Raw genomic sequence first — 13,888 nt, 5'->3', positions numbered from 1 at the left:
TGAGCGCGAACGCGCGTCCGGCCGGCGTCCGGCAGCCCGCCTGCCGGACGCCCGACGCATCATTACGTTTTCAATTCAAAAAACTTTCATCTAGCGTCCCTAAACTTCGGTCCAGTTTTCATCTCGCCTTCGCCATGCTTGCTGATTCCCTGCGTCGCGACAGGCCATTCTTCCAACATTCGAAACTGGACTCCACATGCCCGCGTTGCCCAATGCTTCCCGTCGTCAGGCCCTGAAGATCCTCGCCGGCGCGCCCATGCTGCCCCTCTCCGGCCTCGCGCTGCCGGCCCTGCTGACGGGCTGCGGCGGCGACGACAATCCGGCGGCGACGCCGGCCGCCGCCGCGTACACGTCGGCGGCGTTCTCGGCCATGGCCGCACCCACGCTCGACAACGCGGCCGCGATGGCCACGACGACGGTCGGCTCGACGCTGTCGGTGTCGTTCTCGGACGGCTCGTCGCGCAACTTCAAGCTCGCGTACCGCCCGTTCTTCGTGACGGGCGACATGGTGCCGGACGGCAACGGCGGCACAACGCTCGCGGGCGGCTACTACGACATCAACAACCAGCCGATCATCGATCGCTCGGTGGCGGGCAAGGAGCGCCAGTTCTATTCGGACTGCCCGGACGGCAGCTCGCTGCTGACGCTGAAGAACGCGAACGTGGCCGGCGTGAAGGGCAACACGGTGTTCGCGGTCGTGCAGTTCGAGTACACGACGCGCGACCAGGCGAGCGCGTCGCAGTACGGCCAGCTGCCGTCGCCGATCGCGGTGATCACGCTCGACCAGGATCCGGCGAGCGGCGCGCTGAAGGTCGTCAAGTATCACAACGTCGATACGTCGAAGGCGCACGGCCTGTGGATCACGTGCGGCGCGAGCCTGTCGCCGTGGGGCACGCACCTGTCGAGCGAGGAATACGAGCCGGACGCGACGAAGGCCGCGACCGACGCGCAGTTCAAGGCATTCAGCAAGAACACGTTCGGCGACGAGACGAAGGCGAATCCCTATCACTACGGCCATCTGCCCGAGATCACGGTGAACCCGGACGGCACCGGCTCGGTGAAGAAGCACTACTGCCTCGGCCGCATCTCGCACGAGCTGATCCAGGTAATGCCGGACCAGCGCACGGTGATGATGGGTGACGATGCGACCAACGGCGGCCTGTTCATGTTCGTCGCGGACAAGGCGGCCGACCTGTCGGCCGGCACGCTGTACGTCGCGAAGTGGACGCAGACGTCGTCGGTCGGCGCGGGCAGCGCGACGCTCACGTGGATCCGGATCGGCCACGCGACGAGCAGCGAGATCGAGACGCTCGCGAACACGCTGAAGGCGTCCGACATCATGGACCTGACGACGACCGACCCGAACGACGCGAGCTACACGAAGATCCACTTCGGCGGCAAGTTCAACTGGATCCGCGTGAAGCCCGGGATGGAAAAGGCGGCCGCGTTCCTCGAGACGCACCGCTACGCGGCGCTGATCGGCGGCAGCATGGCGTTCACGAAGCTCGAAGGCACGACCGTCAACGCGAAGGACAAGATCGTCTACACGGCGATGTCGCGGATCGAGACGTCGATGGTCAAGGGCAACGCGGTGTCGCGCGACGTCGCGGTGGACAAGAAGATCGCCGCGGGCGCCGTCTACGCGCTGAACCTGAAGGCCGGCCAGCGCGACACGTCGGGCGGTGCGATCGACAGCGAATGGGTGCCGGTCGACATGAGCGCGCCGGCTGCGCTCGTCGGCGAGGACCTCGCCGCGGCCGATGCGCTCGGCAACCTCGCGAACCCGGACAAGATCGCGAACCCGGACAACCTGAAGTTCTCCGAGAAGCTGCGCACGCTCTTCATCGGCGAAGACTCGGGCATGCACGTGAACAACTTCCTGTGGGCGTACAACGTCGACACGAAAACGCTCGTGCGCGTGCTGTCGTGCCCGGCCGGCGCCGAGTCGACGGGCCTGCACGCGGTCGACGAGATCAACGGCTGGACCTACATCATGAGCAACTTCCAGCACGCGGGCGACTGGGAGTCGCCGCTGCACGACAAGGTCAAGCCGACGCTCGATCCGCTCGTGCGCGCGAACTACAAGGACCGCTTCGGCGCGAGCGTCGGCTACCTGACGGCCGAGCCGACCAGCATCAAGCTCGCGAAGGGCTGAGCTTCCGGCCCGGCGGCGTCGGCCGGGCACCGCTTTCTTCTTCACGTTTCATTCGTCGGCGCTCCACGCCGTTTTACGCGCGATGCCCATTGCGGGCATCGCGCTTTTTTTCGTGCGGCCGCCGCGTCAATGCAGGCCGACCGGGCGCTGGCCGGGCAGCGCGCCGCCCGGAAAGCCGGACAGGCTCGCCGCACTGGCCGGCATCGCCGGTGCAACCGCCGGTGCGTCGGCGACCGGCGCGGACAGCCCCGGTGCGAGGTACACGAACTTCCATTGCCGATAGGTCTCGGCGCCTTCGAAATCCCGGTATCGATCGGGAAATCCGGCGCGTTTGACCGTCGCGCCGTCCGAGCTGCTGTACAGGCCGTAGAAACGGTCGGCCCGCCACAGGAACGACCAGTCGTTCTTGCCGCTGACCGGATCCGGATACGCGCGGCGCAGGTGGTGCATGGGCTTCGCGAAACGGGTGTCTTCCAGCAGATCGTCGACCGTTTGCGGATACGCGCGCGTGAGCCGGTAATAGCTGACGATGGCCTTCCGGTACTGGTCGCCCACGAACAGCAGTTGCCGCTCCTGCTCGCGGCGGCGCTGCAGCGACCAGACGTCCAGCGCGCCGGCCAGCGCGATCGACATCAGCATCAGCGCGATCAGCAGCGCAAGCAGCACGAGCCCGCGCTGTCGCCCGCCGCGGCGCCGGGCATGCGGCGCGCGCACGACGCGGCGCCCGGCCCCGCTCATTTCGGCGCTCCGGGCGCGTCCGTCGCCACGATGCCCGGCGACACGCCCTGCGCGCTGCTCGCCGGCGCGACGTCGTACACGCCCGGCTTGGTCTCGTCCGGCGATGCAAGCGTCGCCCATTTGTCGTCGCCGTTCACGGGATCGACCGGCACCGCGCGCAAATAGTGCTTCGCGACCAGTTCGTCGAGCGTCTCGGGATACTGCCCGTTGTCGCCGTAATACTGGTCGATCGCATTGCGCATCACCGCGAGGTTCTGCCGCCTCACCTGCTCCTTGCCATGCTCGATGCTGTGCATGTAGCGTGGCACGGCCAACGTCAGAAGCAGGCCGACGATGGCCATCACGACCACGATTTCGATCAGCGTAAAGCCGCGGGTGCTGCGGATGCGAGCGGATTTCATGATGAACCGTCACCACTGTTTGTACGGAATGCCGTTGATGCCGATACGCGCCGATTTCGACGTGACGTCGAACACGTCCTTGCCCGGATCGATGCCGCCGGGCGGCCCGTCGGCCGCCTGATCGGGCGGCGTGCCGTATGCACGCACGTCCCAGGTGTCTGCGTCCGGCGTATCGGGGTCTCCGGTGAAGAACGGATCGCGCGGCACCCGGCGCAGGAACATCACCAGGCCGCCCTTCGGATCGCGGGCGTCTTTCACGCCCGTCACGAGCACGATCAGCGACGGCGGATAGCCGGACGATTCGGCCTCCTTCTCGATCTTTCCCTCATCGCTCGCCTCCTTGTAAGCATCGAGCGCCGTGCGGATTTCGCGCAACGCGGCGCTCAACTCCTGCTCCTTCTGCCGCTGCACGAGCAGTTCGGAGAACGGCATGATCGCGAGCGCGAGGATCGCCACGAGCGCGAGCGTGACGACCATCTCGATCAACGTGAAACCGCGCAGGCCGATGCGGCCGACACGGCCGTACCGAGGCGCTGCGTAGCGCGCGGCCACGGCTCACTTCCCGACCGGGCGAAGCGGGTTTTCGCTCGGGATGTCGCCCGCGGGCATCTGCAGCGTCGCGGGCGGGGCCGTCGGCGCGGCTGCCGGTGCGTTGGCCGTCGCGGCAGCCTGCTCGGCCGGCGCAGGCGACGCAACCGGCGTCACGGTGGTGCCCGGCGCGGGCGCGACTTCATTGGCGGCCGGTGCGCCCGGCGGGGGCGCGCCGCCGCCAGCCGGCTGCTCCGCCGCCGCTGCCCCGCCCGCCGTGCCTGCCCCGGCGGCCGGCGCGGACAACGCCGGCTGAGGCCGCGAGAACCGCCCGCCGTACGGGTCGGGCGGCGGCGTCGTGCGCGGGGCGGCCGGCAGCTGCCCGAACGCGCCGCTCGCCGGCGACGGCTGCGCACGGTTCGCCGCGGCCTCCAGCGGCGACGGCGCCGCGCCACCCGAGGTGCCGCCGCCGACGCTGCCCGGAACGGGCCTCGCCTCAGGCGCCGTGGGTGCCGCAGGCGCCGCCTCCGCGCTCAGCGTCACGGGATCGAGCCGCAACTGGTCGGCGTGCACGTTGACGTCGGTGCCCGACCACACTTCCTGCGTGTCCGCATCGGCCGCCACTTGCGGACGGACGATATGCGGCGTGATCTGCAGCACGATCTCGGTCTTCTTGTGATCGCCGCCGTGATCCGAGAACAGCCGGCCGAGCACCGGCAACTGCCCGAGACCCGGCACCTTGTTCGCGTTGCGGCGGTCCTCGTCCGAAATCAGGCCGCCCATGATCTGCGTTTCGCCGTCGCGAAGCCGCAGGCTGGTCGACGCACTGCGCGTGCCGATCTGATAGGCGAGCGAGCTCAGCCCCTGCGAGTTGCCGCTCGAGATCGTGTTCGTGATGTTGCTGACTTCGAGATTCAGCTTGATGCCGACGTCGCCGTCGCGATAGACCTGCGGCTCGACCTCGAGCTTGATGCCCACGTCGAGGTACTGGATCATCTGCGTAAACGACGGGCCGCTGGTGCTCGGCGTGCTCGAACTCGAAATCACCGGCACCTTGTCGCCGATCATGATGCGCGCCTTCTCCTTGTTGCGCGCGCGGATGCGCGGGCTCGCAAGCAGGTTCGCGTCGGTATCGGTGAGCTTGAAGTCCGCGGTGGCCGACAGCCCGCTGACGTTCAGCGCATTGACGGGCAGATGGTGCAGCACGCCCCACGTATCGGCCGAGCTCGGTGTCGACACCGTAAACGAGTTCGGCCAGTTGATGCCGAGCTGCGACATCCGGTCATGCGAGACCTCCAGCACCTCGACCTCGAGCATCACCTCCGGCTCGGGCAAGTCCTGGGCGGAAATCATCTCCTCGGCGACCTTGATCATGTCCGGCGTGCCGCGGATCGTCACCGTGTTCGCGCGCTCGTCGATCACGGCCTCCTTCACCTTCAACAGGCTCTTCAGCAGCGACTGGATCTGCTTCGCGTCGACGTTCGACAACTGGAACGTGCGCACCTTGAGCTCCTGGTACTCGAGCTCCTTAGCAGGCGTCGCCGGGTAGATGAACAGCGTATTCGCGTTCATCTGCTTCTTGTCGAGCTGGTTCTGCAACAGGATCATGTCGACCGTGTCCTGCAGCGATGCGTTCTGCACGAAGATCGTCGTCTTCAGGTCGGCGCGCACGTCGCGATCGAAAATGACGTTCAGCCCGGACGTCCGCGACAACGCCTCGAATACCATCCGCACGTTCGCGTCGCGGAATTGCAGCGACACCGGGGTGCGCATGATCGACGACGACGCGAGCTTGTCGTCGCGCTCCGCGTGCTGCTGGCGGCGCTTTTCGTCGAGTTCGGCCTGCATCCGCGTCGCCATCGCATTGGCCGGATCCTCGACCAGCACGCGATGCACGCGTTCGGCCGCCTGCGCATACGAACCTCGCTTCATCATCCGATCGGCTTCCTGCAGGATCGCAAGATGCTTGCGGTCCTGGTCGATCATCGCGCCGATGCGCCGCGCGCGCTCGCTGGCCGGATCGAGCTGCTTCGCCATGTAGACCGAGCGCGCCGCGTCGTCGAACTCGTTCTGCTGGCGAAACGTGTCGGCGTTGTCGAGCAGTTGGTCGACCGCGTCGTTGCGCTCGTGGATGGCGTCGATCTTCACCTGCGCGTTGGTGGGGTCGTCGTGAAGATTCGGCACATGCGCACAGCCGCCGCAGGCAAGCAGCGCCACGGCGATCGCCAGCGCGCGTTTCGTCGCGCACCGGTGCGGCAATGCCTGTCGCGCGTCGACCGGGGCGGCGGAACAACGGCGTGTCGACCGGCCGCCCTCCCCGGTGCGGCGCGCATTCCGTGTACGTAGCGTTTCCATTTACTTTCCTTCTACTGGAATGGGCACCATCTGGGGCTGGTTCAACGGCAGATAGGTGAGCATCACATTCGACTCGGACACCGAATCGACGCGATACTGACCGTCGATCACATCGCCCGGCGACACGATCAGCAACTGATCGCCGTTGCCGAGAAACACCTGCGGCTTCGCCGCCTTGGGATCCTGCTGGCCGAGATAGACGAACGGCACCGGCGGCGCGGTCGGCGGCGCCGGCCGCGTCTCGGGCGGCGGCGGCACGACGGGCGGCGGCGGCAGCCACGACGACGCGGTGAACGGATCGTGCGCCGCGTCGACCGACACGGGCGCACGCAATGCGGCGAGCCGCTCCCGCGGCGTCGGCGGCGCATCGTGCGCCACAGGCACCGACGCGGGTGCGGACGCCGCCGACGCGGCCGACGCGGCGCGCGACGCCGGCGCGACGTGCGCGCTTGCCGGCGCGGACGCCGGCCGCGCACCGGCACGATGAACGATGCCGGGTGCGGCGGCCGGCGCCGGCTGCTGCATCGCCGCCACCAGCACGCGATATCCGGTACCGGCGACGACCAGGCAACCGAGCACGAACGCGAGCCGCGTACGTGAAGCGGGCTTCATGACGGCGGAAATCATGGCTGGGCGCTCCGATAAACGAGTTCGAAACGCACCCGTGCATCGAGAATGCTGCTGCCCACTGCCGGGCGCTCGACGTGGATTTCCTGCAGCGCCGCGTTCGGTACGTGATTCAGCACCGACGCGAGAAAATGCCGGATCGCGCCGTACTCGTCCTTCACCGGCAGCAGCACCTGATAGCGCGAGAAGCGTGCGCCCGACTCGGTCGTCATCTGATACTCGGCGGACCCGAGTGCCAGATGGCTGTCGCGGGCCTGTTCGAAGATCGATGCGATGTCGTCCGCGCTTTGCGAGGCAGGCGGAAAAAGCGCGGGCAGCGCGTCGAGCGCCACCGCATCCGCCGCCGTGCCGCGCACCTCGGCGGGATGATGCCCGCGCGCGGCGCGCACGACGCCGGATGGCGCGAGCATCGCGCGCGTGTCGGACTCGACGCCCGCGATTGCCGCGTACGTGATACCCGCCGCGCCAAGCATCAGGACCCCGGCGAGCCCCGGCACACCGAATGCGCGCCGCCACTCGAAGCGAAGCGTGAGCAGGCGGTCCGCGAAACGATCGGCTTTCATGATTTTCTCCAGACGGCCGTGATCTGGAAACGCACCGGCTTGCCCGCCACGTTCTCCTCGACCAGATGACCGTTGAGCGTCGCCTCGCGCAACACGACGCTCGTCTGCAAGTACTTCAGGTACGCGATCATCGCGTCAGGATCCTTCGCTTCGGCCGTGATGCGAATCTGGCCCTGCGCCGGGTTCTGGTCGATGCCGATCAGCGCGACGTCGTGGCCGGGGTAGTCCTCGACGATCGAGAAGAGCGTCTGCCACGGCACGGTCAGTTCGCGCAGCACGGCCTGGCTCTGCTTTTCCGCGAGCCGCGCGGCCGCGCTCGGCGGCGGCTTCGCGACGTGCTGCTGCGCGAACACGCGATGCTGGACGACCGCGAGGCTCTCCCTGACGCGATCGTTTTCCGCATACGCGTGCCAGAGCCGGACGGCGCACATGGCCCACAGCAACGCGGCGACGCCGAGCAGGATCGCCCCGCTCGTGCCGATGCGCGCACGGCGCCGGCAAAAATCGATGTCGAGCGTGCGGATCATGACGCGTACTCCAGCAACCGGCGCGCGGGCGAGCCGTCGAGCGCCGTGCGGCCCGGCAGGACGGCCGCGGCGAAGCGCGCGTCGAACGGCCCGGCGTCCAGCTCGGCGCCCGACAGATAGACCGTGCACACGTCGCACTTCAGGCCCGTGCGCATCGCCGAGCGCTCGAACAGTTGCTCGGCGAGCTCGGCAAGCCGCGACGCGTCGCCGGCCTCGCCCGGAAAGAGGCGCTGCGTGTCGTACGCGGCCCACTCGCCGCGCTCGATCATGACGGCCTGCAACAGCGCTTCGCCGACGACGAGCAGCATCGCGTCGCCGTCCGGCTTCACCGCGAACCGGTTGAGCGTCTCGGGGAGTGCCGCGCGCAGGCAGCGGATCCGCACGTCGCCGGATGCGCCCGTGTCGAGAATGCCGTCGTACAGCGTGCGCGGCAACGCGCTGGCGAAGAGCGCGCGGCCGCCCTGCCGCACGTCGACGCGCGCGACCAGCGACTCGGCGGCGACACCGCACGTGTCGGCGAAATGCGCAAGCGCTATTTCCTCGAGCTCGCGTGCGTGCAGCGCGCGGAAGTCTCCGCGCAGGATCGCATGACAGCACCAGAAATCGTCGAGCACGACGTGCGCGCCGTGCGCCGGTGCCCGCTTCGCGCCGCCAGCGGCACCGCGCGTCGCAGCAAGCGCGGCCTGCAGCGCATCGAGCATCGCCGTCTCGCTGCCGAACTGCTCGTCGGGAATGACGATGCTCAGCGGATCGGCGACGAACGCGCGGCGGCCCGGCCGCCACGGTGCGCGCGACCGGATGCCGGCGACGATCTCGCGCGTGCCGACGCCGACGGCAACACGTTCATTCGACCATGGTGACACGATTGATCTCCTCGAGCGTCGTTTCACCGCGCCTCACCAGGTCGATCGCCGACGCCCGCAACGTCGTCATCCCGTAGCGCAGCGCCGCGGCCTTGATCTGCCCGAGCGGCGCGCGCTCGGACAGCAGCTGCCGCAGTTCGTCGTTCATGCGCAGCGCCTCCGCGATCGCCCGTCGGCCGCGATAGCCGCTGCCGCGGCACATCGCACACCCGGTGCCGCGGCGAAACAGATAGCTGCCTGCCGTATCCGGATCGATGCCCGAGCGGGCGAGCGCATCCGCATCCACCGGGTCGTCGTCGAGACACTCCGGGCAGCACTGGCGCAACAGCCGCTGCGCGATGACCCCGTTCAGCGCCGATACGAAGCTGTACGGATCGACCTCCATGTTCGTGAACCGGCCGATCACGTCGAACACGTTGTTCGCATGCACGGTGGTGAACACCTGATGGCCGGTCAGTGCGGCCTGCACGGCGATCTGTGCCGTTTCGGGATCGCGGATTTCGCCGACCATGATCTTGTCCGGGTCGTGCCGCAGGATCGAGCGCAAGCCGCGCGCGAACGTCAGGCCCTTCGCCTCGTTGACCGGAATCTGCAGGATCTCGCCGAGCTGGTACTCGACCGGATCCTCGATCGTCACGATCTTCTCGAGCCCGTTGTTGATTTCGGTGAGGATTGCGTAAAGTGTCGTGGTCTTGCCGCTGCCGGTCGGGCCCGTGACGAGCAGCATCCCGTACGGCATCGACGCGACCGACCGCATGAAGCGCGTGTCGGCCGGCTGGAACCCCAGTGCCTCGAGCGTCAGGCCGCCCGACGCCTGGGACAGCTGATAGCGGTCGAGAATGCGCAACACCGCGTCCTCGCCGAACTGATTCGGCATGATCGACACGCGAAAATCGATTTCGCGTCCCGCGTACATCGCCTTGAAGCGCCCGTCCTGCGGTATGCGGCGCTCGGCGATATCGAGCTCCGAGATCACCTTCACGCGCGACAGCACCTGGTCGGCGACGTCGCGGCCTTCCACCCGTCCCACCACCGTCAACACGCCGTCGACGCGGCACTTGATCATCAGGCCGGTCGCCCTGCATTCGAGATGGATGTCGCTCGCCAGCATCTTGAGCGCATCGTAGATCGTCGAATTGAGCAGGCGCACCACCGGGCTGTCGTCGCTGCTGATGCCCTGCAGCGTCAACGCGAGCGACGCCGGATCGGGCACGCACTGGACCGGATCGTCGAACGCGAGCGAATCCATCGCGCGGATGTCCTTCTCGCGCACCGCAAGATACGCGCTCAGGTCGCCCGCGCTCGCCAGCGCCCATTGGTACGGCAGCGCCGGATGCGCACGCATCCGGTGTTCGACCCAGCCGCGCGTGCGGGCATCGAGCGGATCGGCGATCGCGAACAGCAACGCGCCGCCGTCAGGATCGCGCAGGCACACGCAAAGACGCGCCATCGCCTCGACGAACGGCACGAGCTCGAAATCCGGCTCCAGCCGGTTCAGCTCGCGTATGCCGATCGCCTTCATCCGGAACTGCGTCGCAAGCCGCTCGCGCATTTCGTCGGCGCCGAGCGCCGTGTGCGCCGTCAACGCCTCGAGTGCGCGGATGCCGGACCCGTGGCGCTCGCCGAGTGTGCGAAGCAGGTCGCGCAGTCCGGCATCCGCGTCGGGACCGGGACCGGGATCGGGTTCGAGGGGAGAAGTGACGGTGTCCACGCGCGTCTCCAGGACGGTCTACTGAATGCTCGACGCGATCTCGAAGATCGGCATGTACATCAGCACGACGATGCCGCCGATCACCACGCCGATCACGATCATCATCGCGGGTTCGATCAGTCGCGAAATCAGGTCGATCGTGCGTGACACCTGCGCTTCCTGGAACGCGGCGATCCGGTCGAGGACGGGCCCGAGCCCGCCGGTCTTTTCGGCCACCGTCAGCAGGCGATAGCCGATCGCGTCCGCGAGGCCGGCCTGTTGAAACGCTTCGGACACCTTCGCGCCGTTGCGGATCTGCTGCAGCGCGGCGGCAAGCGCAGCCTGGTCCGCGCGGCCGACGAGACCGCGCGCGAGGTCGAACGCGCGAATGGCGGGAATGCCGCCGTCGACCAGCATCGCGGTCGTGCGATAGAACTGCGATTGACGAAACACGCGGAAGTGTTGCCCGATGCCGGGCAGCGCCAGCAGACGGTCGGCAAGCCAGTTGCGCAGCGCCGGCCGCCGCAGCGCGACGCCCACGGCTACCGCAAGTGCAGCGAGGCCGCACGCGAGCCCGGCGCCGTGCGCGTGCACCATGCTGCCCCACGCCATCAGCAGTCGCGACATCAGCGGCAGTTCGCGTCCGCTGTGTTCGAGCAGCGTCGCGAAGCGCGGCACCACGAAACCGAGCAGGAACAGCACGACGGCCGCGCCGACGAACAGGAGCACCGTCGGATAGATCGCCGCCGACACGACCCGTGCGCGCAGCTCGCGCAGCGTCGCGCTGTTGACCGAATAACGCGTGAGGCTGTCGGCCAGGCCGCCGGTCTGCTCGCTGGCCTTCACGCACGCCACCAGCACCGGCGGAAAGATCGGGCTCGCGTGCTCCAGCGCCATCGACAGCGACTGCCCTTCCTCGAGATGCCGCAGCAGATCGCGATACACCTGTGCGGACGCTTCGCGCCGTGAGCTGCCGCCGAGCGTGCGCAATGCGTCGACGAGGCCGACGCCCGCATCCAGCAGCGCGGCCAGCTCGCGCGCGAACATGTCGACGTCCAAGCGCGCACGGGGCATGCCGAACCGGTTCGCGCCGCGCCGCTGCCGCGCGGCGTCCGCGCTGACCGACACGACGCGCAGGCCGCGCGCGCGAGCGAGCGACGCGGCGTTCGCCGGCGAATCGCTGTCGATCCGCAGCGTCTGCACCGAGCCGCCCGTATCGAATACCCGCAGCACGAATTTCACGTCGACTCTCCTTGCGGTCCGCTCACGTCGTGAACAGCACCCGCGCCTCTACCATGAAGAAATCGTCACGTTCTCGCCGGTACCGCCGCCGCGTCCGTCCTTGCCGAGCGAAAACAGGTCGTAGTCGCCGTGCTCGCCCGGCGAGCGATACTGATAAGGGCGATCCCACGGATCCACCGGAACGGACTTCTGCAGATACGGGCCGCTCCACCGCGATGCGTTTTGCGGCTTGTTCACGAGCGCATCGAGGCCTTCCTCGGTGGTCGGATACGAACCGACGTCGAGCCGGTATTGATCCAGCGCCTGGCCCAGCGACACGATCTGCGCGCGCGCGATCTTCACGTTCGACTTGCCGACCTGTTCGAAGTACCGTGGCGCGACCAGCCCCGCCAGCAAACCGATGATGACCATCACGACGAGCAGTTCGAGCAACGTGAAGCCGCGGCTCGCGAACGCGCGGCACACGCTTCGTCCGTCGCGCTGCCGCCGGCCCGGCCCGCCGGCCGGTATCGAGGACGATTCGTGGCTCACGGCTTACCTCCCTGTATCGACCCGCGGCGTCGGTGTTGCCGAGGCCGTTGACTGCATTCTTGTTCACGCCGGAACGCACCAGAAGTAGGGAGTGCCGTCCATCCCAATGGGTAAATCCCCCCCAGTTGAACCATGCGCGGATTGGGGGAAATTACACACGGTCGTCGTCGTTCAGCGCGAGCACGCCGATGTCGATCGCGAAGTGAACCAGGCCGGTCAGATTGGCGATACCGAGCTTGCGCATGAGATTGGCGCGGTGCTTGTCCACGGTCTTCGGACTGACTTTCAGGCACTCGCCGACCTGCCGGCTCGTGTGCCCCTCCACGACCAGACGCAACACCGTGCGCTCGCGATTGGTCAGCGCGCTCCACAAGCGCGCGTTGTGCGCGTTCGGGTCGCGCGACCCGTGCAGGCCGGCACGGGCGCGATACGCGTCGAGGCTGACGACGCACTTGCCCTGCATCACGAAGCGCATCTCGCGCACCAGATCGGCGAACGGCGAGTCCTTGACCACGTAGCCGTCCGCACCGGCGGCGAAGGCATCGCCCACGTCATCTTCGCTGTGATGAACCGTGAGGACGATGATCCGCGCATGCGGCACGTTGCGCTTGATCGTCGCGATCGCTTCGAAGCCGCTGCCGCCCGGCATCGACAGATCCATCAGGATCAGGTCGGGCCGGGTCTTCTCGGCGAGATGACAGGCCTCGACCCCGCCGCTCGCCGCGCCGACGATGCAATAGTCGGCCAGCTCGGAAACCAGATGACTCAGGCCGACGCGCAACAGATGCTGGTCCTCGACGACCAGCACGCGATGCTTGTTGTCCAATTTCGACGCTCCCTCGCGAAGACATGGCCCCTAGTTCGACGCGACGACGTCGCGATAGGCGGCGAGCAGCTCGGTGGGCGTCGCGAAACCGTCGATCCGCAGCCACGGCTGACCCGGCGCGGCACGCACGAACGTCACCGGCGTGTGGTTCATCTTGTCGCCGCGATACACGTTGAACGCGCGCTGCGCGGCCACGCTCGCATCGACGGTCCCGGTGTAGTGCTGCCATTCGGGGCCAGCGCCGAAGCGTGCCGCGTAGCTCCTGAGCCGCTCGGGCGTGTCCGCCTCCGGATCGATCGAGATCGACATGATGTGGACCTTGTCGCGGTCGGCGCCGAGTTCGCCCTGCAACTGCTCGAGCGTCTGGCTGATCATCGGGCAGATGGTCGTGCAGCTGGTGTAGACGAACGTCAGAATCACGGGCCTGCCGTCGTCGAGCTCCTTGACCAGCGAGACGGTCCGGCCGTCGTCGCGCACGAGCTGCACCGCCGGCGCCGCGTACTGGACCATCGTGTGCACGGTGCCCGGCATCACCGCGTGATGCATGTGCATGCCGGCGGGTTCCGTCGCACTCTCGGTCTCGGGCATGCCGGCCTTGCCGGTCGCGTTATCGGCAGGCGCTGTCGGTGCGGGCTGGGCGGGCGCGTCGGTGGCGGGCGCCATCGCGGGTGCGGCAGCGGGCTCCTCGGCAGCGGCGGTCGCCGGCTCCATCGCATGATCCATTTCATGCTCGGCCGCCTGCGCCGGCGCGCTGCCGGCGGCGCTGTCGTCGACGCTCTGCGTCGCGTTTTCGGCAGGATGGCCGGCACCGTTGTGCATGTCCTTTCCCATCAGACTCTCGA

Annotated in this window: 14 protein-coding genes; 1 reads left to right on the top strand and 13 read right to left on the bottom strand. The window is 67.9% G+C overall.

Annotated features, from left to right (window positions below):
* Nucleotides 1-196 precede the first annotated feature (196 nt).
* Nucleotides 197-2,155, top strand: coding sequence for a PhoX family protein (locus WS51_RS16400; RefSeq protein WP_059449436.1), 1,959 nt, complete (start codon nt 197-199; stop codon nt 2,153-2,155).
* Between the two features lie 126 nt (nt 2,156-2,281).
* Here WS51_RS16400 and WS51_RS16395 read toward each other — a convergent pair whose 3' ends face one another.
* The 13 genes from WS51_RS16395 to WS51_RS32870 form a co-directional block, all read right to left on the bottom strand.
* Entirely contained in the window at nt 2,282-2,893 is a 612-nt protein-coding gene (locus tag WS51_RS16395) for a type II secretion system protein (RefSeq protein ID WP_069229451.1), read from the bottom strand.
* Nucleotides 2,890-3,294, bottom strand: coding sequence for a type II secretion system protein (locus WS51_RS16390; RefSeq protein WP_069229450.1), 405 nt, complete (start codon nt 3,292-3,294; stop codon nt 2,890-2,892). The genes WS51_RS16395 and WS51_RS16390 overlap by 4 nt, the downstream gene beginning before the upstream one ends.
* Before the next feature lie 9 nt (nt 3,295-3,303).
* Nucleotides 3,304-3,846, bottom strand: coding sequence for a type II secretion system protein (locus tag WS51_RS16385; RefSeq protein WP_069229449.1), 543 nt, complete (start codon nt 3,844-3,846; stop codon nt 3,304-3,306).
* A 3-nt stretch (nt 3,847-3,849) separates the two neighbouring features.
* Nucleotides 3,850-6,177 (bottom strand): type IV pilus secretin PilQ, encoded by a 2,328-nt coding sequence (locus tag WS51_RS16380; RefSeq protein WP_069229448.1) that lies wholly within the window; start codon nt 6,175-6,177, stop codon nt 3,850-3,852.
* The gene (locus WS51_RS16375; RefSeq protein ID WP_059505950.1) at nt 6,178-6,804 is read right to left on the bottom strand and encodes a hypothetical protein; all 627 of its coding nucleotides are present in this window, start codon (nt 6,802-6,804) and stop codon (nt 6,178-6,180) included.
* Nucleotides 6,801-7,367, bottom strand: a complete 567-nt coding sequence (locus WS51_RS16370; protein ID WP_059449442.1) for a hypothetical protein — start codon at nt 7,365-7,367, stop codon at nt 6,801-6,803. The genes WS51_RS16375 and WS51_RS16370 overlap by 4 nt, the downstream gene beginning before the upstream one ends.
* Nucleotides 7,364-7,894 (bottom strand): hypothetical protein, encoded by a 531-nt coding sequence (locus tag WS51_RS16365; protein ID WP_059545951.1) that lies wholly within the window; start codon nt 7,892-7,894, stop codon nt 7,364-7,366. Before WS51_RS16365 ends, WS51_RS16370 begins: the two co-directional genes overlap by 4 nt.
* The gene (locus WS51_RS16360) at nt 7,891-8,757 is read right to left on the bottom strand and encodes a hypothetical protein (protein ID WP_069229447.1); all 867 of its coding nucleotides are present in this window, start codon (nt 8,755-8,757) and stop codon (nt 7,891-7,893) included. Before WS51_RS16360 ends, WS51_RS16365 begins: the two co-directional genes overlap by 4 nt.
* Nucleotides 8,738-10,468 carry a GspE/PulE family protein gene (locus WS51_RS16355; protein WP_236872389.1) on the bottom strand — a complete coding sequence of 577 codons (1,731 nt, stop codon included), beginning with the start codon at nt 10,466-10,468 and terminating at the stop codon, nt 8,738-8,740. Before WS51_RS16355 ends, WS51_RS16360 begins: the two co-directional genes overlap by 20 nt.
* Nucleotides 10,469-10,486: 18 nt before the next feature.
* Nucleotides 10,487-11,689: a type II secretion system F family protein gene (locus WS51_RS16350; protein ID WP_069229446.1), complete on the bottom strand. Its 1,203-nt coding sequence runs from the start codon at nt 11,687-11,689 to the stop codon at nt 10,487-10,489.
* Nucleotides 11,690-11,737: 48 nt separating this feature from the next.
* The gene (gene gspG / locus WS51_RS16345; RefSeq protein WP_059545947.1) at nt 11,738-12,154 is read right to left on the bottom strand and encodes a type II secretion system major pseudopilin GspG; all 417 of its coding nucleotides are present in this window, start codon (nt 12,152-12,154) and stop codon (nt 11,738-11,740) included.
* 217 nt (nt 12,155-12,371) lie between these two features.
* Nucleotides 12,372-13,046: a response regulator gene (locus WS51_RS16340; protein WP_059449446.1), complete on the bottom strand. Its 675-nt coding sequence runs from the start codon at nt 13,044-13,046 to the stop codon at nt 12,372-12,374.
* A gap of 30 nt (nt 13,047-13,076) precedes the next feature.
* Nucleotides 13,077-13,634, bottom strand: a complete 558-nt coding sequence (locus WS51_RS32870; protein ID WP_151006902.1) for an SCO family protein — start codon at nt 13,632-13,634, stop codon at nt 13,077-13,079.
* Between the last annotated feature and the right edge of the window lie 254 nt (nt 13,635-13,888).

This window comes from Burkholderia territorii (genome assembly GCF_001718335.1).
Classification (GTDB): Bacteria; Pseudomonadota; Gammaproteobacteria; order Burkholderiales; family Burkholderiaceae; genus Burkholderia; species Burkholderia territorii.
Note: the sequence above shows the minus strand (reverse complement) of the source record. Positions and strands in the feature narration are given on the sequence as shown.